Raw genomic sequence first — 20,425 nt, forward strand, 5'->3', positions numbered from 1 at the left:
GCCTTGGTGGTGGGTCCCGGTACCGCTAGCTGAGGAGATCCGGGTTCTCCTGGAGCGTCTGCTCGATGTTGTCCTTGGTCAGCAGGACGCTGGGCGCGGTGACGTCCTTGGGCTGCCACGAGCCGCCCGCGTCACGCCACTCCTTGATCATTTCCACGATCTGCTCGCCGGCCTTGTCGACCTGGATCCACAGCACGCCGGTCGCGTAGCCGTCCTGGATGGCCTGGATCGCGGGCTTGGAGATGTCCCAGGTGTAGAGCGGGTAGGGGCCGCGGCCGGCCTGCTTCTCGGCGGACACCGCGCCGATGGCGGCCTCGGAGAAGCACGGCCAGATCATGAAGGTCGTCTGCCCGTCGTCGGGGTGCGCCTGCAGCCAGGCGGAGGTGGCCTCCTGGGCCGACTGCTCGCCGCCGGGGATCTTCACTTCCTGGCGGGTGACGTTGACGTTGGACAGCCCTTCGAGCTTGGCGTCGAGGTCCTCGGCCCTGGACCGGCACGGGGCGCCGGGGGTGTAGCGCAGCTGGAGCAGCTCGACCTTCGGCTTGTCCTTGATCGCCGCGATCACCTCGTCGTTGACGTTGGCCGCCGCGACGAGCTCGACCGCGCCGGCCTCTCCGCCGCCGGCCAGCCCGCCCGCGGTCGAGAAGACCGGGATGTCGGCCGCCTTCGCGGCCGCGAGGCCGGCGGACAGCTGGTCGGGGGTGTAGGTCTGCACGATGATGGCGTTCACGCCGCTCTGCACGAGGTTCTGCATCGCGGAGATGGCCTTGGCGGGGTCGCCGTCGGAGTTGATCTCCGTGGTCTCCCAGCCGATGCTCTTCATCTTCTTCTGGGCGGCGGTGCGCTCGTTGAGCGCGGTGATCTGCGTCGCGTCGAGGGCGACGATGCCCACCTTGAACGGGTCGCCCTCCGCGGGCGTGCCCGCCTGGTCGGTGGAAGGGCTGGACCCGCATGCGGCGACCACGGCCGCCAGGGCGCCCATGGCGGCGAGCGCGCGGATCCTGCTGAACCGACGGGCCGACTGTGCGATCACGTCTTCTCCTGTCTTATGGCGTCGTACGAAGAGATGCCGTCGCATTCGATCCCGACGTAGCGCTAAGCGGGACGTGGGCCGTTTGCTGGAGCCGTTTGTCCAACTCAGTGGACATATGACATCAGAGTGGGAATGAGATTTCAAGGGTGTATATAGGGCAAGATATGGCGTTTGCGCAGGTGGGCGAGCCAGTACCGGAACGACTCCTCGGTGTCGAGGCAGTCGTGGAAGCCCGCCCGGCGCAGCTTGACGGTGCTCAGGAACTTCGGCGGCATCGGCTTCTCCGACCCGTACGCGAAGCACTTGTCCGCGTAGTGGTGGGACTCGCCGAGTAAGGCCGGCAGGGGCGTCGGGCGCAGCCCGTGCTCCCGCACGATCTCCTTCCACACGTGCTCGTGCCGGGGCAGGAAGTCCGCGAGCGCCCGGGGTGTGTCGGCCGCCGGCTCCATGCCGAGCTCCGCCGCGATGGCGGGCCACAGGTCCCGCCACTCGAAGACGTCGCCGTTCGTGATGTTGAAGGTCTCTCCCCGGGCGGCGGGCGACGAGCGGGCCCACGACAGCGCCGCGGCCACGATCCGCGCGTCGACCGCCTCCCAGACGTAGGACCGCCCGCCGGGGAAGCCGAACGGGAGGCCGAGTCTCGCGCAGAGCGCCGCGTAGACGCCGATGACGGGGACCACGTTCATCGCCGAGCCGGTGGCTCCGCCGACCAGCATCTGGGGGCGGAAGATCGTGAGGTCGAAGCCGTGCCGGTCGGCCGCCTGCCTGAGGTAGTCCTCCTGCAGCCAGTAGAAGTTCGGATGGGGGTCGCGCGGCTCCCGCTCGCGTGACGGGATCCGGCGGGGCGGGTGGACGTGGCCGCCGTACGCCTTGGCGCCCTGCATGAGGCTGACGTGGCGCAGGACCGGCCGGGGCGCGCCGACCAGCGCTTCGACGAGGTTCGTGAGCATGGCCAGGTTGGTGCGCATCTGGTCTTCCTGCAGCCACCCGGCCACGAGCCCAGGCTTCTCGAACAGCGCCGCGTAGACGACGTGCGTCACGCCGGCCAGCCGCCCCAGGACGTCCCGGCACGCGGCTGCGTCCGTCAGGTCCACGGCGACGTGCCGGAGCCGGGGGTGGGGAGCCACGTCGGGAGGCCGCCGCGACAGGGCGACGACGTCGGTCCCGTCGGCCAGGAAGCGTTCGACCGCGGCCTGGCCGATGACGCCAGAGGCGCCCGCCACCAGGACGGTCATGACGCGTCCCCCGCCGCGATCAGGGTCTTCATCAGCCCCGCGGGCCCGTCGCCGAAGACGCGGCCGGGCGCCTCGCGCACCGGCACCACGTCGCTGACCAGCGCTTCGAGAGGCAGCCCCGCCGTCCCCATGAGGTTGACGGCGCGGGCCATGTGGTCGCCGGTGTAGACGCGGGAGCCCACCAGCGTCTGCTCCTTGAGCATCACCTGGGACATGGGCACCCGGGCCGGCCGGTCGGTGAGCGCGCCCACCAGGACGGTGCCGCGGGGCCTGGTGACCTCGGCCGCGGCCGCGTAGGAGGAGTCGGCCCCCGACACCTCGAAGCTCACGTCCACCCCGCCGGGCGCGCGGCTCTCGCACCAGGAGGCCACGTCGGCGCCGAGCGGGTCGGTGACGGTCATGCCGAGCTCCGCCAGCAGCTCCCGCCGGTCCGCGCGCGGCTCGGCCACCAGCACGGCGGAGGCGCCGGACAGCCGGGCGACGAGGCCCAGGAGCGCGCCGATGGGCCCGCCGCCGAAGATCATGACGACGTCGCCGACCGCCACGCCGGCGCGGGAGACCATGTGGACCGCCACCGAGAGCGGCTCGGCGAGCGCCGCGACCCGCGGCGGGACGCCGTCCGGCAGCCGGTGCAGGCGGTCGGCCGCGACCACCACGTGGCTCGCCGCGCCGCCGTCGCGGTCGATGCCGTAGAGCCCGAGCGCCTCGCAGATGTGCCGGTGCCCGCGGCGGCAGGTGCGGCAGGTCCCGCAGCTGATGAGCGGCTCGACGGCGACCGGGTCGCCGGGCCGGAGCCCCGCCCGGCCGAGGTCGCCGCCGACGGCGCGCCCGGCCATCTCGTGACCGATCACCACCCCCGGCCGGACCCGTGCCAGGCCGCCGCGGACCAGGAGGTGATCGGTCCCGCAGACGCCGACGTGACCGACTTCCACGAGGACCTCGCCCGGACCCGGCTCGGGCTCGGGCACGTCGCGGATCTCGACCGCGCCGGGACCGGCGTAGACCAGCGCCTCCATGGCGTTCCTTCCGTTGGGTCGGGGCGATGACGAGCAGCGTGGCAACCAGAACGGGCGATGTCAATGAGTAGGACACACATTCGTTGAATGAGACAGAGTTGTTGTCTGCTCTCACAGCTTGAGAGTATGTGTCATTGACTGAGTCTTGTACATCGTTCATAGTGGGACCAGGCAGCTCTGGATGGCTAGGCCGCCGATGGTCTGACCTCATGAAAAGGAATCGACTGCATGCCCGCAAGTGAAGGCGCGTCCCTCACGACCTCATCGGAGGTGGTCGAGCGGATCCGCGAGCGCGCCCAGTTCGTCCGCCTCGAGACCGTCCGCCTGATCTCGATCGCGAAGACGGGTCACTACTCGTCGACGTTCTCGTGCGCGGAGATCCTCGCGACCTTGTACTACGGGGTGCTGCGCCTGCGCCACGGAGACCCTCAGTGGCCGGATCGCGACCGTTTCGTCATGGGCAAGGGCCATGCCGCCGTCGGGCTCTACCCGATCCTGGCCGACCACGGGTTCTTCGACCCCGAGCTGCTCGACGGCTACACGCGCCTCGGCAACCCGCTCGGCGACCACCCGGACATGACCAAGGTCCCGGGCTGCGACTTCAGCTCGGGCTCGCTCGGCCACAACCTCTCCGTCGGGCTCGGCATGGCGCTGGGCGCCCGGATGACCGGGCGTGACTTCAACGTCTACGCCCTGCTCGGCGACGGCGAGCTGCACGAGGGCCAGATCTGGGAGGCCGCCGCGGCGGCCGGTCACTACGGCGTGGGCAACCTGGTCGCGATCGTCGACCGCAACGGCTACTGCCTCGACGGCAAGGTCGACGACATCATCACGATCGAGCCGCTCGCCGACCGCTGGCGGGCCTTCGGCTGGGACGTCGTGGAGGTCGACGGCCACGACGTGCCGGCGCTGCTCGACACCCTGCTGCGGCTCCGCGACGGCGCGCCGGCCAAGCCCACGGCCGTCATCGCGCACACCGTCAAGGGCAAGGGCGTCGGCTTCATGGAGCGCGACTTCGGCTGGCATCTGGGCTGGCTCGCCGAGCAGGACGAGGCCGCGGTCATCCGGGAACTGAAGGACGAGAAGTGAACCTGAACACCGACAGCCTCGTCCCGCGCGGAGCCGATGGGCAGCCGCTCGCGGAGGGCTCCTGGCACATCCCCAGCATGCTGCTCAAGTCGCCGGGCCTGCTCGCGCTCGGAGAGCAGCTGGGCGCCCTGGTCGACGACGGCGAGCCGGTCGTCGTGCTCACGCCGGACCTGTCGTTCTCCAACGGCCTGTGGGCGTTCCACGAGCGCCATCCCGAGCGGTTCCTGCAGCTCGGGGTGAGCGAGCAGAACTCGGTGTCCGTCGCCGCCGGTCTGGCCACCACCGGGCTGCGGCCGTACGTCACCGGCTTCGCCTCGTTCCTGGCCCTGCTGTGCTGCGAGCAGATCCGCACCGACATCGCCTACACCCGGCAGCCGGTCCGGCTCATCGGCCACCACTCCGGCATCACCTTCGGCTTCTACGGCACCTCGCACCACGCGACGGAAGACATCGCGATCATGCGTACGATCGCGAACATGACGGTCGTCGCGCCCGCCGACCACGTGGCGATGGGCGTGCTCCTGAAGGCGTACGCCGACCACCCGCTGCCGGTCTACTTCCGGATGGGCCGCGGCCGCGAGCCGATCGTGTACGAGCCGGACGACGAGCGGATCCGGCCGGGTCAGGCGATCGTGCACGCCACGGGCGACGACCTCACCATCATCGCCACCGGCACGACGGTGCATCCGTCGCTGCTGGCGGCGGAGGAGCTGCGCGCCGAGGGCCACAGCGTCGGCGTGATCGACCTGCACACGATCAAGCCGCTGGACGAGGCCGCGGTCGTGGCCGCCGCCCAGGGGTCACGCGGGCTGATGACGGTCGAGGAGCACAACGTCTACGGCGGGCTCGGCGGCGCGGTCGCCGAGACGCTCACCGACCGCGGGATCGGCGTGCCCCTGCTGCGGCACGGCATCCGCGACGAGTACGCTCCCATCGGCCCGCCGACCCATCTCTACCGCCACTACCGTCTCGACGGGCCGGGCATCGCCGAAGAGGCCCGCGCGTTCCTGAAGTCGGGGAGGATGACCTCCGATGTCCGCTGAGACGGCTCGGCCCGTCGCCCTCGTCACCGGCGCCGCCCGCGGGCTGGGCGCCGCCATCGCGGTCAAGCTGGCCGCGGACGGCTTCGACCTCGTGATCGCCGACCTGAACGGCGAAGGCGCCGCCGCGGCTGCGGACGTGGTGGCGAAGGAAGGCGGCACGGCCGTCGGGGTGCACGCCGACGTCACCGACGACGACAGCGTCGGGCGGCTGCTGGAGGAGGTGCGCTCCCGCTTCGGGCGGCTGGACGCGCTGGTCAACAACGCCGGCGTGATCGCGCGGGCGGCGGCCGAGAGCTTCCCGACCGAGGGCTTCATGAAGGAGCTCGACGTCCACCTCGGCGGCGCCATGCGCTGTTCCCGCGCGGCCTTCCCGCTGCTGGAGCGCAGTCCCCGGGCCGCGATCGTCAACCTGGCGTCGGTGGGGTCGACCTTCGGCCTGCCGCTGCGGCTCGCTTACACCACGGCCAAGACCGGCGTCTCGGGGCTCACCCGGGTGCTGGCGGTCGAGTGGGGCCGGCGCGGCATCCGGGTGAACGCGGTGGCGCCGGGCTACATGGACACGGACATGTTCCGCTCCGGGCTGGTCATGGGCGTCCTCGACGAGGAGACCCTGCTGCGGCGCACCCCGCTGGGCAGGTTCGGCAGGCCGGAGGAGGTCGCGGACGCCGTGGCCTTCCTGGTCTCCCCTCAGGCGGCGTTCGTCACCGGGGTGGTGCTGCCCGTCGACGGAGGCATCACGGTCGACGGGACCTTCCACCGGGAGGACGACTTTCCCGATCGTTGATCCGACTATTGTCACGCGACCACCAAGATAGGGTTGTTCCATGAGAGGACAGGCTTCGCCAGGCACCCCCTCCACCAGTGACGGGGAGCCGGTCGGCCTGCTCGACAAGGCGTCCGCCATCCTGGAGATCCTCGCCCAGCGCGAGTGGGTCAGCGCGGCGGAGCTCGCCGAGACCCTGGGGGAGCCGCGCAGCACCATCCACCGGCTGCTGCGCAACCTCGCCTCCCTCGGCTGGGTCGAGTCAGGCACCCGCGGTCAGTGGGGGATCGGCCTGCACCTGTTCCGTCTCGGCTCCGGCGCGGTCCGCCGGATGGACGCGCGCCGTGCCGCCATGCCGCACATGCAGCACCTCCACGACGAGAGCGGCGAGACGGTCTTCCTGTGCATCCGGCGCGGTCTCGACGCCGTCTGCGTGGAGCGCCTCGACGGCCGCCGGGTGCAGAGCCTGGCCCTGCAGCTGGGCGGCTCGATGCCGCTCCACCTGGGCGCCGGGCCGATGGCGATCCTGGCGTTCTCTCCCGAGGACGTCTATCGGGAGTGGCTGCTCGATTTCGCGGAGAACGGCTCGAAGGACGGGCCCACCGCGGCCGAGATCAACGAAGAGGTCAAGGTCACGCGCCAGCGCGGCTACGCCGTCTCCGACCAGAACGTCACCCCGGGCATCGCCGCCGTCGGCGCCCCGGTGTTCAACTTCCGCAACGAGCTCGAGGGCGCCCTGTCCGTGAGCGGCCTGCGCGACGTCATACTCGACCCCGCCAACCGGCTGGCCGAGCTCACCGTCGAGGCCGCCGAGCGGGCGTCGCGAGACCTGGGCTGGGCCCGGCCCGCCGCCTGGTGGGGCAAGCCCCTGCCGTCCGACAACCACCGATAGCACGACCCTTCCGGCGCCGGCTCCCGTACGGGAGCACCGGCGGCGTTCCCGCCTGCGCCGATCGAGAAAGGACCGACCATCATGACGGACACTCCGGACGCCGGCAGGATCCGCGACGAAGCCGCGATCCCCTACCGCGGCCCGCTCCTGCCGAACACCGTGGACGACCTCGTCGAGCTCGGCGCGCTGGACGTCGAGTGCGACGAGCGCCTCTGGGTGCCGCAGGCGCCCGACGTGACCTTCAGGCCGCTCCTGCTCAGCGCGACCCAGGGCTACTTCGTCAACATCCTGCGGGTCAGGAGGTCCGGCATCCTGTCGCGCCACCGCCACGCCGGCCCCGTCCACGCGACGACGCTCCGGGGCCGCTGGCACTACCTGGAGCACGACTGGTGGGCCGAGGAGGGCAGCTACGCCTTCGAGCCGCCGGGCGACATCCACACCCTCGAAGTCCCCGAGGGCGTCGAGGAGATGCGGACCCTGTTCCACGTCACGGGCGCGTACATCTACGTCGACCCGGACGGCAACCCCACCGGCGTGGAGGACGTCTTCTCCAAGATCGAGAACGCCCGCCGCCACTACGCCGAGGTGGGGCTGGGCGCCGACTACGTCGACCGCTTCATCCGCTGAGCGACGCCCCCGGCCGTTCGTCGGCCGGGGGCGCGGCCGTCATCCCGAAGAGCCGGTCATCTCGTAGAGCCGGTTATCTCGTAGAGCCGGTGGGGGAGTCCTCGCCGGGCGGCGTGCCGCACGACGGGCCGTTGGGGCCGCCGATGCGGACGGACTCGAAGAACTCGCGGTAGGTGGCGAAGAAGTTGCCCTTGGAGCCGGCGCGGGTCACGGCCGTGCAGCCGGTGTAGTTCGCCCCGGAGTAGAGGTGGACGAGGGAGCTCGTACGGTTCCAGTCGGAGTTGGCGCGGTTGGCCATGCCCAGCGCCGCGAGGTCGGGGGTGTCGGCGGTGATCTGGATGATGTCACCGGTGCCGTCGAGGCCGGAGAACATGCAGTAGTTCCCCGGCTGGCACCGGTCGTAGCCGTCGGCGGCCTGTGCGGGAAGGCTGGTGAGTGCGGCCATGGCGACGGCCGCGATCGGAACGGCCAGCAGGTGAAGCTTCTTGCCCATCGATCCTCCGTGGGTGAAACTTTCTTTCGGCAACGGCTTGACCATACATGGCGCGATCTTGTTAGGGAAGGGTGCAAGTTTCAGTCCATGCCGACGCCGCCGCCTGCCCCGCCGCGCACAACGCCACTGTCGCGCCGGGCGGCGAGACGTCCTTCGGCTTCCAGGCCACCCGCACCGGCGGCGGCCATCCCTGCCGGTGGGCTACACGTGCACCCCATGACGACGGTGGAGGGCTTCGCGGGTCCGGTTCAGGCCCGGGCGCCGCACACGCCCGGCGTCCTGCCGATCATGGCGTCGTCCTCGGCCGCGTCCAGGAGCGCCGTCGCGTAGTCGGCGCGGGGCAGCGTCGCCTCGCCGCCGGTGGCGTTGGCCTCGAAGTCGACGTGCAGCCGGCCGTTGGCGGGTTTGCCGGTCAGCATGGTGGCGCGGACGATCGTCCAGTCGAGGCCGGAGACCTCCAGCATGCCCTCAGCCCGCGCCAGGTCCACATAGGCCGATCGGAAGAACAGCCAGGCCAGGCCGACGGCGAGGCGGGGGCGGGTGGCGGGGATGGAGCGGCTGCTGGTCATCACCACCCTGCGCACGCCGGTCTCGCGCATCGCGGCGATCAGCGTCCTCGCGATGCCGCTCGTGCCCACCGCCGAGATGACGGCGTCCTGGCCCGCCACGGCCTCGCGCACGGTGGGCAGGTCGGTCGCGTCCCCGGTCACGACGGCGCGCAGGCCCTCGCGCCCTTTCAGGAGCTCCGGTTTCCGGGTGAACGCCGTCACCTCGTGGCCGCGCGCGACACCCTGCTCCAGGACGTGCGCACCGGTACGGCCCGTCGCCCCGATCACTAACAGTCTCATACTGCCTCCTTCTATATTGCAAGATGCAATAGGGCAGTATGCAGTGTCAAGTTCCCTACGGGAGATCAGCAGTCGCAGGAGCACCCGTCTCCGCCGCAGCAGTTGCAGCAGTTGCAACATTCGCCGCAGTTGCTGCAATTGCCGCAGGCGTCCCAGCCCGAGCAGTCGAAGCGCTGGCAGCAGGAGCTCTCGTGCTCCTCGTCCCACGCGGGCCGGTACAGCCCGCACGTGCAGCAGGTCAGCGCGGCGCACAACGAGGACAGCAAGCCTCCGGGATCCCGCCTCGGCGGCCGGCCGTCCGGCGGCGCCCCGGGATCACCGGGCGGCGTCTCGGGCACGCGCCCGGCGTGGTGGTCCGCGGCGTGGTGGTCCGCGGCATGGTGGTCCGCGGCATGGTGGCGCCGCGCCTCAGGGCTCTCCGCGGCGGCGAAGGCTCGGGAGACGGCTCGGCCGGTCTCCCGTACCAGGAGAGCGCGTGCCAAGGAGGGACGCGGCAGGTCCAGTTCGCCGACCGCCGCGCGGACGTCGGCGCGGGCGGCGTCGCAGTGGCGGCGGGCCTCCCGCAGGCCGGTGCCGGTGGCGGCGAGCGGGTTGTACGCGCCGGACGCTTTGTCGTCGGCCAGGTCCTCCACCGCGTCGATCAGGTGGGCCAGCCTGCCGAACCCGCGCCCGGCCGCCTCCAGGGCCGCCCGGTTGTGCGGCTTCTCCGTGAGCACCGCCGTGTGCCCGAAGGCGGCGGCCACGGCGTCCTCGGTGGGCCCGGTCAGCTCCCGCAGGGCGCGGGCGGGCGCGCGTTCCAGGAGAGCCTGACGGCCGGCCGCCGCCGTCAGCGGGCCCGGGTCGAACCCGAGCGTGCCCGCCATGGCCGTGCCCGCCGAGGACCAGCGGCTCGCCAGCCGGGTGGCTCCGGCGGCCACCGGACGGCGGGCGTACACGCCGTCCCCGTCCGCCACGTGGTCGCGTACCTTGCCCGCCGCCAGCAGCAGCGACACCGAGGCCGCCAGCCGCACCCCTTCGGCCTCCACCACGTCGGCGCCCTTGAAGCCGCGCAGCGCGCACGCGCCCGCCCGCCGGCGCGGCGCTGATGCAGGGGACTGGGCCTCGGTGAGGACGGACACGAGCAGGCCGTCGTAGTTGGTCACCAGGCGGGACAGGTGCCCGTGCTCGTCACGGAGCGCCAGGCAGAGCCCGCACAGATGGCCCATCCAGTCCGCGAAGAGTCCCTCGCACATGACGTGCCGGCATGGGCGGACAATGCCGAACATATATCCCCTTATGTGTCCATTGAGCGGCTAAACCGTAGCAGGACAGCTCACGGGAAAGGCGGATCTCTCACGCGTCACGGGTCGAGCCTGTTCAGCAGTTTGGGCAGGGCCACCAGCGTCGCCCCGCCCGCCCCGCCGCCGCCGAGCAGGGCGGCCGGCCAGGGCGCGCCGGTGGCCAGGAAGAGCGCGCAGGTGATCGCGGCGATCATGATCGTCACGGTGAGCGTGAGCAGCTGGCAGGTGGTGAACATCGGTCCTCTTTCTTCAGGCGCGGTCGTCGGCCCAGAAGTCGATGAGCTCTTCGGGGGTCATCTCTTCCGGGCGCACGGCAGGAGGTGTGCGCCCGGTCGCGAGCACCCAGGTCGTCAGGAGGGTGACCAGCAGGTGCTCGTCCGCCGGGCAGGGAGCGTCGGCGCGGTACGTGATGCTTGAGGGGCGAGCCGTGAGAAGCGGCATGGGGGCGCTGGCCTCCCGGAGGGCGGCGGTGGACGCGACCCATGGTGTGGCTCCGGGAAAGGCGCCGGCCAGTGGTGCAAACATGCCCGGACAGAGCCGGACGAGATCGACAACGAAGCGTCCCCGGGGGCAAACTTCCGCGATCGTACGAGGTCGTCCGGCTTGTTCCGGACTTATCCGGAAATCAGCCCCCGCAGAAGATCCCAGCGGCCCTCTGACCAGCGGGACCACACCTGGTACGGCTGCGCCGGAGATCAATGGAAGTGGCCGTTGATGCCGAAATAGATGGATATCGGAAAACCGTCCAAACTGCGAGATTTTTTCTGCAAATATGGCGACAACCTGATCCGCTCGACACTTTCAAGGACGATGACTGAAACGCATAAGGGCGAGCACCACGCCTTCATAGCCCAGCTCATAGAGCTGCGGGAAGCGGCCGGGCAGCCGAGCTATGGCCGGATGAACCGGCTGTCGCGCGCGCCGGGCATCCCCAAGGAACTGCCCACGAGCACGCTCAGCGACATACTCAACGGCAAGCGGGAACGCCTCCCTGACTGGGAGCTGGTCTCCTCCTTCGTCACGGTCTGTCATCGCCACGCCGAGCAGACCGGCCTGCCGGTGGCCCCCCTCGGCACCGTGCCGCAGTGGCAGGCCCGCTGGCTCGCCGCCAGGAAGGAGCCCCGCGCGCAGGCCGCCGGCGCGTACGAGCCGCGCACGCACACGACCGGCACGTACGACCTCTACCGGACGCCCGCGGAGGAGGCCGACCGGCGCACCTCCAGGATGGTCGCGTACCTGGTCCGCCGGGCGGCCGAGGGCGACTCCGAGCCCGCCTACCGCCTGGCGATCATCAAGGCGCTGCTGGGCGAGGTCGCGGAGTCCCGGCACTGGGCCTACGTCGCGGTGCAGCGGCGTCATCCCGGCGCCGAGGCCTTCGACCGTCACCGGCCGCCGATCGACCTGGCGGCGGATCTGGCCTTCGCCTACGGCCGGGCCTACGAGCAGGAGGGCCCGTCCAAGCTCGACATCGCCAGGGCCTACTACAGGCTCGCCGCGGGACACGGCCACCTTCGCGCCGCCGAACGCCTGCGCGCCATGCGCGCCGTCCCGTTCGGCAAGCTGCTTCCCGCGCCCCTGCCCACCGAGCACCGCCCCGGCCCCGGATGATCTGACCGCCGCCGGGGTCCTCCGCTCACGGCCCGCACGCCGTACAGTCTTCTCATGCACGAGCGTCGTGTCGTCGTCGTCGGCTATCCCGACGCACAGCTGCTCGACATCGCCTGTGTGACCTCGACGCTGCAGAGCGCGAACTGGTACGGAGCCGCGCCCGCCTACCGGATGGTCATGGCCAGTCCCGGCGGCCATCCCGTCACCTGCGCCAGCGGCCTGACCCTGCAGGCCCACGAGGCGCTCGAACAGGTCAAGGGCCCGCTCGACACGCTCGTCGTCACCGGCGGCATCGGCTGCATGGCGGCGGCGGACAACCCGCGGATCCTCGCCCACGTACGCCGCCTGGCCAGGGAGAGCCGGCGGGTCGCGTCGGTCTGCACGGGGGCGGAGATCCTGGCGGCGGCCGGGCTGCTCGACGGGCGGCGCGTCACCACCCACTGGGAGTGGGCGCGGCATCTGGCCACGAAATACCCGAAGGTCTCGGTCGATCCCGATCCGATCTTCGTCCGCGACGGCGAGATCGCCACCTCGGCCGGGGTCACCAGCGCCCTCGACCTCACCCTCGCCTTCGTCGAGGAGGACCACGGCCCGGAGGTGGCCCGGCGGGTCGCCCGCAACCTCGTCACCTACATGCAGCGGCCCGGCAACCAGGCGCAGATGAGCATGTTCACCGCCGCGCCCCCGCCCGGCAACGGCCTGGTCGAGCGCGTCATGAGCCACATCGTCGCCAACCTGGACGGCGATCTGACCACGGCCACGCTGGCCGCCGGCGCGGGCGTGAGCGAGCGTCACCTGACCCGGCTGTTCCTCAAGCACGCGGGCCTGACGCCCGGCAGGTTCATCAGGCAGGCCCGCACCGAAGCGGCCGCCCATCTGCTGGCGGCCACGTCCCTGCCGGTGGCCGTGGTGGCGGCGCGATGCGGGTTCGGCAGCGCCGAGACCCTGCGCCAGGCGTTCGTCGACCGCTACGGCGTCCCGCCGTCGCACTACCGGATGACGCAGTCCTCGACCGCCGCGTCCGGCTGAGACCCTGACGGATCACCAGTCGCCGCGGTAGAGCTGGCCGCGGACGGCGCCGCCGGGGAACTGCTTGTTGTGCAGGTTGACGTACCAGTTCTTGGGGTTGTTCCAGATGCGGCGGCCCGTCGCCGCGGGAGTGGGCACGCTGCCCGCGACGCCGTTGACGCCCGCCGGCAGGCCCTTCCCGGCGGCGAAGAAGGGCACCACCACGGGGCCGTTCCTGCCCTTCGGGGCGCGGTGGATGTGCGCGGCGACCGGCGCGCCGATCCGCTTCCACGCGGTGGCGAACCAGACGCGCCTGCCCTCCGGCTGCACCAGCCATCCGGCGCGCCCGTCGCGGTCGCCGGCCTTCGTGCCGGGCGCCGGCACCTCCTGGCGGCCGTTCGCCTGGGTGGTGAGCGTCTTGCCGAACCCGTGCGAGAGCACCGACTCCAGCTCCACCGGATGGATCCGGTAGAGCTGCGCCCGTACGGCTCCGGCGGCGAACTGGGCGTTGTGCAGGTTGGCGTACCAGTTGCCGGGGTTGGTGATGATACGGCGCAGCAGCCCGAGATCCTTCACCCGGACGGTGCCCTTGACGGCGTGCAGCGTGGCGGGCAGCGCCTGGCCGAAGAACGGCACGGTGACGGGGCCGTTCTGTCCCTTCTGGCCCCGGTGGATGTGGAACCCGCTGGGCGCGGCCACGCCGTGCCATCTGATGGCGTAGTCGACGCGCTGACCGTGGATCCTGAACACGGCGAGGGCGTCGCCGTCGGGGTCGCCGGCCTTCCCTCCCTTGGCGGGCACCTCGTTGGCGCCTTTGAGCGCCGCCGCCAGGTAGACGGGGGTGGTGGCCTGCGCCGAGACCGGGCTGAGCGAGGTGGCGATCAGAGCAGTGGCGGCGGCCAGGCCGGGAGCCACGAGGGTGCGCTTGTGCATCTTGACCCTTTCGCTGTTCTCTGTGGCTTGGTACGGCCGGCCGCGCCGCCGAGTTCAACGGCCGGAGCGTGGAAAAGTACGCACTCGCCGCCGCCGTAGATCATCCCGGGGCGTCGAATTCCCCTGTTTATCCTGATTTTTCGGGGTTTCTGATAGCGAGTCTAATTTCGAAAGGGAATGGCAAAAGCGCCCCCATCCTCGGTTTTGGTTCCCACTTCTCTGATCACTCCTGGAGAAGCAGGAATAGAAACGAGGTCGAGCGATGCCGCCAGGTCTGAACACCGGAGACTCCGCCTGGGTACTCGTGAGCACCGCCATGGTGCTGCTCATGACCCCCGGACTGGCCTTCTTCTACGGGGGCATGGTCCGCGCGCAGAACGTTTTGAGCATCATCTTCATGAGCTTCGTCTCGATCTCACTGGTGACGATCGTGTGGTTCGCCTACGGCTACGGGCTGGTGTTCGGCCCCGACGTGGGCGGTGTGGGGCTGATCGGCTTCGGCGACCTGCGGTTCTCCGACATCGCGCCCGGCATGCTGCACGGCCGGGTGCCCACGTACGCCTTCGCGCTCTTCCAGCTCACCTTCGCGATCATCACGGTCGCGCTGATCAGCGGGTCCGTCGCCGGCCGGACGCGGCTCGGGCCGTGGGTGGTGTTCTCCGTCGTCTGGGTGACGCTGGTGTACTTCCCGATCGCGCACTGGGTGTTCGACCCGGCCGGGTGGATCAACAAGTGGGGCGTGCTCGACTTCGCCGGCGGACTGGTCGTCGAGCTGAACTCCGGCATGGCAGGGCTGGCCCTCGCCATCGCGCTCGGACCGGGCGTCAGGTTCCGCAGGAAGGAGCCGCCCCAGCCGAGCAACATCCCCCTGGTCATGCTGGGTCTCGCCCTGCTCTGGTTCGGCTGGTTCGGCTTCAACGCCGGTTCGGCCATGGCCGACGGCAGGACCGCGGTCACCGCGTTCCTGAGCACCATGATCGCCGGAGCCGCCGGCATGCTCACCTGGCTGGTCATCGAGTGGTTCCAGTACCGGCACTTCACCCGGCTCGGCTCCGCCACCGGCGCGCTCGCGGGGCTCGTCGCCATCACCCCCTCCTGCGCCTTCGTCAACGTCGAGGGCGCGCTGGTCATCGGCATCGTCGCCGCCGTCGTGGTGTCGTTCGCCGTGACATGGAAGCTCGTCCTCGGCTACGACGACACCCTCGACGTGGTGGGCGTGCACGGCGCGGGCGGCGTCGTCGGCACCGTCCTCATCGGCCTGTTCGCCACCGGCGCCACCGCCAGCACCACCAAGGGCCTGCTGTACGGGGGATCGATCACGCTGCTGCTCAAGCAGATCGTCGCGGTCATCGCGGTGGCCATCTACTCCTTCGTCGTCACCTGGGTGATCGGCAAGGTCGTGGACCGGTTCCTGCGCATGCGGGAAACCGAGGCCGAGCAGCTCGCCGGCTCCGACATGCAACTCGGCAAGGAGGAATGATGGCCGACGCCCCGCGCGTGGGGCGCGCCCTGGTGTTCGTCGCGGTCGGCGGCGGCTTCGGCGCGGTCGCCCGGTACCTGCTCACCGAGGCGCTGCTGGGCGCCTCCCACCCGCTGCCCTGGCCGACGCTGATCGTCAACACCGTGGGCTGCCTGCTGATGGGCCTGCTCACCGGCGAGCTGACCCGCCACCCGCTGCACCGCCAGCCGGTGAAGATGCTGCTCGGCACCGGCTTCCTGGGCGGCTTCACCACGTTCTCGCACTTCGTCGACGGGGTCAGGGAGCTGACCGTGGGCGGCTCGCCCGGCTGGGCCGCCGTCTACCTCGTGCTCAGCGTCGGGCTGGGACTCCTGGCCGTCTGGGCCGGCATCACGCTGGGAGGGAGCCGGAAATGATCACCGTCCTCGCCGTCTTCATCGGCGGCCTGGTCGGCGCGCCGGCCCGCTACCTGGTCGACTCCTCCGTCAAGAAGAGGGTCGGGTCGGCCCTGCCGTGGGGGACGCTGACCGTCAACGTCATCGGCTCGGCCATCCTCGGCTTCCTGATGGGGCTCTCCTCGGTCGACGCGCTCTCCCACGCCGTGCTGTCGCTGATCGGCACCGGCTTCTGCGGTGCGCTCACCACGTTCAGCACGTTCAGCACCGACACGTACAAGCTGCTCTCGTCCGGCTCGACCGGCAAGGGGCTGATCAACATCGGCATGAACGTCGTGGCGGGTCTCGTCGCGGTGAGCCTCTGCTATCTGCTCGGCAGAGCCGTCGCGGGTTGATCGCGGTTCAAGAGTTAGGTGGCATTCTCTCATAAATGTCCAGCTAATGGCATTTGCGCTTTAGCGGGAACACGCCAGGGAATGCTGCGCCTCGTTGCATCATCGGCACCGGAGAGACAGGGGCGGGCGTTGAATGTGAAGGCTTCCGAGCTGCCGCCCGCGATAGCCCGCGGTGTCAGCCAGGTCGATTTCCAGGTCGATTACCGGACGGCTCTGTGCTTCATCGTCGCCCTGTTCGTCGGCGGCTGGCAGTTCGGGGTCTTCGGCCTGCTCGGCGCCGCCGTCGCCACGCTCACCGCCGTGGTGCTCGGCGTTTCGTCCGATCGGGTGACCGGCGGGCTGGAGGGCTTCAACGGGACGCTGATCGGCGTCGCGCTGGTGCTGTACTTCGACGTCCGCTGGGTGACCGTGCTGCTGGTGATCATCGGCGCGATCATGGGAAGCGTGCTGACCTCGGCGCTCGTCGCGCTGCTCGGCCCGTACAACCTGCCGACCTTCACCGCGCCGTTCTGCGCGGTCACCACCATCATGGTGGTCGGCGCCCCGGCCTTCGAGCGGATCTGGAGGGGGCGCAGCATGGCGGCGCCGCCGTCGGCCGCCTACCCCGGACGCGAGCTGACGTTCACCGACCTGTGGCAGGGCCTGTTCAACGGGGTCGGCCAGGTGTTCTTCCAGAGCAAGTGGTACGTCGGGCTCATCTTCCTGATCGGCCTGGCGTTCGCCGGCCGGCTCGTGGCGCTGTCCGCGCTCCTCGCCAGCGCCGTCGGCATCGTGGTGGCGATCGTGCTCGGCGCGCCCGCCGCCGACATCGGCGCCGGACTGTACGGCTACAACGCGGTGCTCACCGGCATCGCCCTGACCGGCACGTTCGTCGTCCTGTCGCGGCTCGGCGTGCTGTACGCGGTGGCCGGGGCGGTAGCGGCGACCGTGCTCACGGCGTTCGTCACCGACTTCTTCAAGCCCGTCGGCGGACACACCCTGACCTGGCCTTTCGTCATCGTCACCTGGATCTTCCTGGCGGCAGTGCCGGCGTTCTCCGGCCTGCGGCGCAGTCCTACCTAAGGAGAGCTGATGAACCTCGCCCCTCGCGAGATGGACAAACTGTTGATCTACGTGGTCGCCGACCTGGCGGCCAAACGGCGGGATCGCGGTCTCAAGCTGAACTACAGCGAGGCGGTGGCCCTGATCAGCGCCGCCGTCCTGGAAGCGGCCCGCGAGGGCAAGACCGTCGCCGAGTGCATGGAGCTCGGCAAGAACGTGCTCGGCGCCGGCGACGTCATGCCGGGAGTGCGCGAAATGCTCAAGCTGATGCAGGTCGAGGCATCGTTCAAGGACGGTTCCAAGCTCGTTTCCTGCCACGACCCGATCGGCGGCTGACCGCCGCCCGACCAGAAGGGACCGGTTCGTCATGACGGACACGGACAGGGTCGTCTACGCCGACGACCCCATCGAGATCAACACCGGCCGGGCCACGGTCACGCTTACCGTGCGCAACACCGGGGACCGGGCCGTCCAGGTCGGGTCGCACTTCCACTTCTTCGAGGCCAACCGGGCGCTCAGCTTCGACCGCGAGAAGGCGTACGGCATGCACCTCGACATCCCGGCGGGCACCGCGGTCCGCATCGAGCCGGGCGACACCCATCAGGTCAACCTGGTCCAGTACGGCGGTGGGATGCGCATCGTCGGCTTCGCCGGCCTGCTCAACGGCGGCATCAAGGCCAGGGACGCCCGGACTCACGCGCTGCGGCGGCTGGCCGAGCTCGGCTACACCGACGAGCCGGAGCCGTCGGCCGAGATCCGCCCGAAGGGCGCCGCCAAGCCGGTCGGGGCCGGCAAGGCGGCGAAGAAGCCTCCCTCCGGCAAGAAGCCGTCCGCAGGGAAGAAGCCGCAAGCCGGGAAGAAGGGCTGACACATGGCCACGATGAGCCGCAAGCAGTACGGATCCATGTTCGGCCCGACGGTGGGCGACAGGGTCCGGCTGGCCGACACCAACCTGGTGATCGAGATCGAGAAGGACCACACGGCCGGCTACTACGGCGACGAGGCCGTCTACGGCGGCGGCAAGACCGCACGCGACGGCATGTCGGCGGACCCGCTCTCCCAGAACGCCACGATCGCGCTCGACCTGGTGATCACCAACGCGGTCGTGCTCGACCCGATCCTCGGCGTCGTCAAGGGCGACATCGGCATCAAGGAGGGCAGGATCGTCGGCATCGGCAAGGCCGGCAACCCGCACACCCAGAACGGCGTGGACCGCAGGCTGGTCATCGGCGCGGGCACGGAGGTGCTGGCCGGTGAGCACCTCATCGCCACGCCGGGCGCCATCGACCCGCACGTCCACCTGATCACCCCCCAGCAGGCCCAGGCCGCGCTCACCAACGGCATCACCACGCTCATCGGCGGAGGCACCGGCCCCACCGACGGCACCCGCGGCACGACCTGCACGCCGGGCCCGTGGAACATCGGCCGGATGCTGCAGGCCGTCGAGGCGCTGCCGGTGAACATCGGCCTCATGGCCAAGGGCAACTCGAGCCTGCCGGCCTCGCTGGTCGAGCAGATCAAGGCCGGGGCGTGCGTGCTGAAGGTGCACGAGGACTGGGGCTCCACCCCGGCCGTCGTGGACTGCGCGCTGCGGGTGGCCGACGAGTACGACGTCCAGGTGGCACTGCACTCCGACAGCCTCAACGAGGCCGGCTACATCGAGGACACGATCAGCGCCATCAACGGCCGCGCCATCCACACCTTCCACACCGAGGGCGCGGGCGGCGGGCACGCGCCGGACCTGATCCGCATCGCCGGCGAGGCCAACGCGCTGCCCTCCTCGACGAACCCGACGCTGCCGTACACGATCAACTCGGTGGACGAGCTGCTCGACATGGTGATGGTCTGCCACCACCTCAGCCACGACATCCCCGAGGACGTGTCGTTCGCCGACAGCCGGGTGCGGGCCGAGACCATCGCCGCCGAGACGGTCCTCCAGGACATGGGCGTGATCAGCATGTTCTCCTCCGACTCCCAGGCGATGGGCCGGATCGGGGAGACCTTCACCCGGGCCTTCCAGACCGCGCACCACAACAAGGACCAGCGCGGCAAGCTGCCGGAGGACTCCGAGCGCAACGACAACTTCCGGGTGCTGCGCTACCTGGCCAAGCTGACCATCAACCCGGCCAGGACCACCGGCATCGCCGAGACGGTCGGCTCGCTGGAGGACGGCAAGCTGGCCGACATCGTGCTCTGGCCGTTCCACTCCTTCGGCGCCAAGCCGTCCCTGGTGATCAAGGGCGGCATGATCAACTGGGGGCAGATGGGCGACCCGAACGCCTCGCTGCCCACGCCGCAGCCGGTCTACTACCGGCCGTCGTTCGGCGCGATGGGCATGGCGCAGCGCAAGAGCAACGTGACCTTCCTGCCCGACGCCGCCATCGCCGCCGGGGTGCCGGAACGCCTCGGCCTGCAACGGCTGATCGCCAAGGTCCGCCACACCCGTACGGTCGACAAGCGGCACATGGTGCGCAACTCGGCGCTGCCCACGATCACCGTGGACCCGGAGACGTACAAGGTCACCGTCGACGGCGAGCACGCCACCATCGCGCCGGCCCAGGAGCTGCCGCTCAACCACCTGTTCTTCCTGGCATGACCTTGCTCGCCCAGCTTCAGCTGACCGACTCGGCCTTTCCCGGCGGCCTCTACACGCTCTCCCACGGGCTGGAGGCGTACACGCAGGCCGGGCCGGTCGACGTCGGCGCGCTGCTGGAGGACGTGCTGCTGCACGCGGCGGGGCCGGGCGACGCCACCGCCCTGGTGCTCATCCACCGGGCGGTGACGGCGGGCGACTGGGACGCGGTCGTGGAGACGGACCGGCGGCTGCACGCGATCAAGCTCAACCGGGAGATCCGCGCCGCCGCCACCAGGACCGGCAACCAGGTGCTCCGCACCGCGACCCTGGTCTTCGCCACCCCGGAGCTCGCCCGGCTCACCGAGCTGGTCGAGACCGGGACCACGCCGGGCAACCACGCCGTCGTCCTGGGCGCCGCCTACGCCGGGCTCGGCGTCCCGGTGGACGACGCGGTGATCGGCGACCTGTACGCGTTCGCCGCGAGCTGGGTCAGCGCCGCCGTCCGGCTCGGCAGGCTCGACTTCCGGCGGGCGCAGGCCACGCTGTACGGCGCGGGGGGCGCGATCGGGCTGGCCGCCGCGCACGCGCTGGCCGCCCGCGGCCCCCTCGACCTGCACGCCGCCACCCCGGTCGCGGACGCCATGAGCGCCGTCCACGAGCGGGCGGAAGCCCGGCTCTTCACCACCTGAAAG

At 70.7% G+C, this 20,425-nt stretch carries 24 protein-coding genes; 15 read left to right on the forward strand and 9 right to left on the reverse strand.

From position 1 onward, the window contains the following. Positions 1-25 precede the first annotated feature (25 nt). The 3 genes from KME79_RS07815 to KME79_RS07825 form a co-directional block, all read right to left on the reverse strand. On the reverse strand, positions 26-1,033 hold the full coding sequence (locus tag KME79_RS07815; protein ID WP_187280984.1) for a sugar ABC transporter substrate-binding protein: 1,008 nt from the start codon (positions 1,031-1,033) through the stop codon (positions 26-28). A 140-nt stretch (positions 1,034-1,173) separates the two neighbouring features. Further along, complete coding sequence (locus KME79_RS07820) at positions 1,174-2,268, reverse strand: SDR family oxidoreductase (protein WP_219543865.1); 1,095 nt, start codon at positions 2,266-2,268, stop codon at positions 1,174-1,176. Further along, a complete protein-coding gene (locus KME79_RS07825) occupies positions 2,265-3,284 on the reverse strand; it encodes a zinc-dependent alcohol dehydrogenase (RefSeq protein WP_219543866.1) in 1,020 nt (339 codons plus the stop codon). The genes KME79_RS07820 and KME79_RS07825 overlap by 4 nt, the downstream gene beginning before the upstream one ends. Positions 3,285-3,512: 228 nt before the next feature. Here KME79_RS07825 and KME79_RS07830 point away from each other — a divergent pair, with 228 nt between their 5' ends. The 5 genes from KME79_RS07830 (at position 3,513) to KME79_RS07850 (ending at position 7,698) form a co-directional block, all read left to right on the forward strand. Next, positions 3,513-4,373, forward strand: a complete 861-nt coding sequence (locus KME79_RS07830) for a transketolase (protein ID WP_219543867.1) — start codon at positions 3,513-3,515, stop codon at positions 4,371-4,373. Next, positions 4,370-5,416, forward strand: a complete 1,047-nt coding sequence (locus KME79_RS07835; protein ID WP_219543868.1) for a transketolase family protein — start codon at positions 4,370-4,372, stop codon at positions 5,414-5,416. The genes KME79_RS07830 and KME79_RS07835 overlap by 4 nt, the downstream gene beginning before the upstream one ends. Next, on the forward strand, positions 5,406-6,200 hold the full coding sequence (locus KME79_RS07840; protein ID WP_148029720.1) for an SDR family NAD(P)-dependent oxidoreductase: 795 nt from the start codon (positions 5,406-5,408) through the stop codon (positions 6,198-6,200). Before KME79_RS07835 ends, KME79_RS07840 begins: the two co-directional genes overlap by 11 nt. A gap of 40 nt (positions 6,201-6,240) precedes the next feature. Next, positions 6,241-7,071, forward strand: a complete 831-nt coding sequence (locus tag KME79_RS07845; RefSeq protein ID WP_219543869.1) for an IclR family transcriptional regulator — start codon at positions 6,241-6,243, stop codon at positions 7,069-7,071. Positions 7,072-7,152: 81 nt separating this feature from the next. Further along, entirely contained in the window at positions 7,153-7,698 is a 546-nt protein-coding gene (locus tag KME79_RS07850) for a 2,4'-dihydroxyacetophenone dioxygenase family protein (RefSeq protein ID WP_148029722.1), read from the forward strand. A 73-nt stretch (positions 7,699-7,771) separates the two neighbouring features. On the opposite strand, the gene KME79_RS07855 is transcribed toward KME79_RS07850, so the two are convergent. From KME79_RS07855 to KME79_RS07875, 5 genes are all read right to left on the reverse strand, one after another. Further along, positions 7,772-8,191, reverse strand: a complete 420-nt coding sequence (locus tag KME79_RS07855; RefSeq protein WP_219543870.1) for a peptidase inhibitor family I36 protein — start codon at positions 8,189-8,191, stop codon at positions 7,772-7,774. A gap of 248 nt (positions 8,192-8,439) precedes the next feature. Then, positions 8,440-9,039, reverse strand: a complete 600-nt coding sequence (locus KME79_RS07860) for an NAD(P)-dependent oxidoreductase (protein WP_187280986.1) — start codon at positions 9,037-9,039, stop codon at positions 8,440-8,442. 65 nt (positions 9,040-9,104) lie between these two features. Then, positions 9,105-10,304 (reverse strand): DUF5685 family protein, encoded by a 1,200-nt coding sequence (locus KME79_RS07865; protein ID WP_219543871.1) that lies wholly within the window; start codon positions 10,302-10,304, stop codon positions 9,105-9,107. A 74-nt stretch (positions 10,305-10,378) separates the two neighbouring features. Beyond that, complete coding sequence (locus KME79_RS07870; protein WP_219543872.1) at positions 10,379-10,555, reverse strand: hypothetical protein; 177 nt, start codon at positions 10,553-10,555, stop codon at positions 10,379-10,381. A gap of 13 nt (positions 10,556-10,568) precedes the next feature. After that, positions 10,569-10,760 (reverse strand): hypothetical protein, encoded by a 192-nt coding sequence (locus KME79_RS07875; RefSeq protein ID WP_187280989.1) that lies wholly within the window; start codon positions 10,758-10,760, stop codon positions 10,569-10,571. A gap of 369 nt (positions 10,761-11,129) precedes the next feature. On the opposite strand from KME79_RS07875, the gene KME79_RS07880 reads away from it, so the two are divergent. After that, positions 11,130-11,927, forward strand: a complete 798-nt coding sequence (locus KME79_RS07880; RefSeq protein WP_219543873.1) for a hypothetical protein — start codon at positions 11,130-11,132, stop codon at positions 11,925-11,927. Positions 11,928-11,981: 54 nt separating this feature from the next. Continuing rightward, the gene (locus KME79_RS07885; RefSeq protein WP_219543874.1) at positions 11,982-12,956 is read left to right on the forward strand and encodes a GlxA family transcriptional regulator; all 975 of its coding nucleotides are present in this window, start codon (positions 11,982-11,984) and stop codon (positions 12,954-12,956) included. A gap of 12 nt (positions 12,957-12,968) precedes the next feature. Here KME79_RS07885 and KME79_RS07890 read toward each other — a convergent pair whose 3' ends face one another. Further along, positions 12,969-13,868 (reverse strand): CHRD domain-containing protein, encoded by a 900-nt coding sequence (locus KME79_RS07890; protein WP_219543875.1) that lies wholly within the window; start codon positions 13,866-13,868, stop codon positions 12,969-12,971. Positions 13,869-14,130: 262 nt separating this feature from the next. On the opposite strand from KME79_RS07890, the gene KME79_RS07895 reads away from it, so the two are divergent. The 8 genes from KME79_RS07895 to KME79_RS07930 all read left to right on the forward strand — a co-directional run bounded on the left by KME79_RS07895 (position 14,131) and on the right by KME79_RS07930 (position 20,422). Next, entirely contained in the window at positions 14,131-15,348 is a 1,218-nt protein-coding gene (locus KME79_RS07895) for an ammonium transporter (protein WP_219543876.1), read from the forward strand. Then, complete coding sequence (crcB, locus tag KME79_RS07900) at positions 15,345-15,743, forward strand: fluoride efflux transporter CrcB (RefSeq protein WP_219543877.1); 399 nt, start codon at positions 15,345-15,347, stop codon at positions 15,741-15,743. Before KME79_RS07895 ends, crcB (KME79_RS07900) begins: the two co-directional genes overlap by 4 nt. Continuing rightward, on the forward strand, positions 15,740-16,117 hold the full coding sequence (gene crcB / locus KME79_RS07905; RefSeq protein WP_219543878.1) for a fluoride efflux transporter CrcB: 378 nt from the start codon (positions 15,740-15,742) through the stop codon (positions 16,115-16,117). Before crcB (KME79_RS07900) ends, crcB (KME79_RS07905) begins: the two co-directional genes overlap by 4 nt. 135 nt (positions 16,118-16,252) lie before the next feature. Then, positions 16,253-17,179: an urea transporter gene (locus KME79_RS07910; RefSeq protein ID WP_308248831.1), complete on the forward strand. Its 927-nt coding sequence runs from the start codon at positions 16,253-16,255 to the stop codon at positions 17,177-17,179. A gap of 9 nt (positions 17,180-17,188) precedes the next feature. Next, positions 17,189-17,494: an urease subunit gamma gene (locus tag KME79_RS07915; RefSeq protein WP_219543880.1), complete on the forward strand. Its 306-nt coding sequence runs from the start codon at positions 17,189-17,191 to the stop codon at positions 17,492-17,494. A 31-nt stretch (positions 17,495-17,525) separates the two neighbouring features. Beyond that, a complete protein-coding gene (locus KME79_RS47660; RefSeq protein ID WP_219543881.1) occupies positions 17,526-18,026 on the forward strand; it encodes an urease subunit beta in 501 nt (166 codons plus the stop codon). 3 nt (positions 18,027-18,029) lie between these two features. After that, positions 18,030-19,754 (forward strand): urease subunit alpha, encoded by a 1,725-nt coding sequence (gene ureC, locus KME79_RS07925; protein ID WP_219543882.1) that lies wholly within the window; start codon positions 18,030-18,032, stop codon positions 19,752-19,754. Next, on the forward strand, positions 19,751-20,422 hold the full coding sequence (locus KME79_RS07930) for an urease accessory protein UreF (RefSeq protein WP_219543883.1): 672 nt from the start codon (positions 19,751-19,753) through the stop codon (positions 20,420-20,422). Before ureC ends, KME79_RS07930 begins: the two co-directional genes overlap by 4 nt. The last annotated feature ends 3 nt before the right edge of the window (positions 20,423-20,425 follow it).

This window comes from Nonomuraea harbinensis (genome assembly GCF_019396385.1).
Lineage (GTDB): Bacteria > Actinomycetota > Actinomycetes > Streptosporangiales > Streptosporangiaceae > Nonomuraea > Nonomuraea ferruginea.

Excerpts from the sequence above, each read along its gene's own strand:
- KME79_RS07820 (WP_219543865.1), bottom strand. The coding sequence starts at position 2,268 with ATGACCGTCCTGGTGGCGGGCGCCTCTGGCGTCATCGGCCAGGCCGCG.
- KME79_RS07825 (WP_219543866.1), bottom strand. The coding sequence starts at position 3,284 with ATGGAGGCGCTGGTCTACGCCGGTCCCGGCGCGGTCGAGATCCGCGAC.
- KME79_RS07830 (WP_219543867.1), top strand. The coding sequence starts at position 3,513 with ATGCCCGCAAGTGAAGGCGCGTCCCTCACGACCTCATCGGAGGTGGTC.
- KME79_RS07840 (WP_148029720.1), top strand. The coding sequence starts at position 5,406 with ATGTCCGCTGAGACGGCTCGGCCCGTCGCCCTCGTCACCGGCGCCGCC.
- KME79_RS07845 (WP_219543869.1), top strand. The coding sequence starts at position 6,241 with ATGAGAGGACAGGCTTCGCCAGGCACCCCCTCCACCAGTGACGGGGAG.
- KME79_RS07850 (WP_148029722.1), top strand. The coding sequence starts at position 7,153 with ATGACGGACACTCCGGACGCCGGCAGGATCCGCGACGAAGCCGCGATC.
- KME79_RS07855 (WP_219543870.1), bottom strand. The coding sequence starts at position 8,191 with ATGGGCAAGAAGCTTCACCTGCTGGCCGTTCCGATCGCGGCCGTCGCC.
- KME79_RS07860 (WP_187280986.1), bottom strand. The coding sequence starts at position 9,039 with ATGAGACTGTTAGTGATCGGGGCGACGGGCCGTACCGGTGCGCACGTC.
- KME79_RS07865 (WP_219543871.1), bottom strand. The coding sequence starts at position 10,304 with ATGTTCGGCATTGTCCGCCCATGCCGGCACGTCATGTGCGAGGGACTC.
- KME79_RS07870 (WP_219543872.1), bottom strand. The coding sequence starts at position 10,555 with ATGTTCACCACCTGCCAGCTGCTCACGCTCACCGTGACGATCATGATC.
- KME79_RS07875 (WP_187280989.1), bottom strand. The coding sequence starts at position 10,760 with ATGCCGCTTCTCACGGCTCGCCCCTCAAGCATCACGTACCGCGCCGAC.
- KME79_RS07880 (WP_219543873.1), top strand. The coding sequence starts at position 11,130 with ATGACTGAAACGCATAAGGGCGAGCACCACGCCTTCATAGCCCAGCTC.
- KME79_RS07885 (WP_219543874.1), top strand. The coding sequence starts at position 11,982 with ATGCACGAGCGTCGTGTCGTCGTCGTCGGCTATCCCGACGCACAGCTG.
- KME79_RS07890 (WP_219543875.1), bottom strand. The coding sequence starts at position 13,868 with ATGCACAAGCGCACCCTCGTGGCTCCCGGCCTGGCCGCCGCCACTGCT.
- KME79_RS07895 (WP_219543876.1), top strand. The coding sequence starts at position 14,131 with ATGCCGCCAGGTCTGAACACCGGAGACTCCGCCTGGGTACTCGTGAGC.
- crcB (WP_219543877.1), top strand. The coding sequence starts at position 15,345 with ATGATGGCCGACGCCCCGCGCGTGGGGCGCGCCCTGGTGTTCGTCGCG.
- crcB (WP_219543878.1), top strand. The coding sequence starts at position 15,740 with ATGATCACCGTCCTCGCCGTCTTCATCGGCGGCCTGGTCGGCGCGCCG.
- KME79_RS07915 (WP_219543880.1), top strand. The coding sequence starts at position 17,189 with ATGAACCTCGCCCCTCGCGAGATGGACAAACTGTTGATCTACGTGGTC.
- KME79_RS47660 (WP_219543881.1), top strand. The coding sequence starts at position 17,526 with ATGACGGACACGGACAGGGTCGTCTACGCCGACGACCCCATCGAGATC.
- ureC (WP_219543882.1), top strand. The coding sequence starts at position 18,030 with ATGGCCACGATGAGCCGCAAGCAGTACGGATCCATGTTCGGCCCGACG.
- KME79_RS07930 (WP_219543883.1), top strand. The coding sequence starts at position 19,751 with ATGACCTTGCTCGCCCAGCTTCAGCTGACCGACTCGGCCTTTCCCGGC.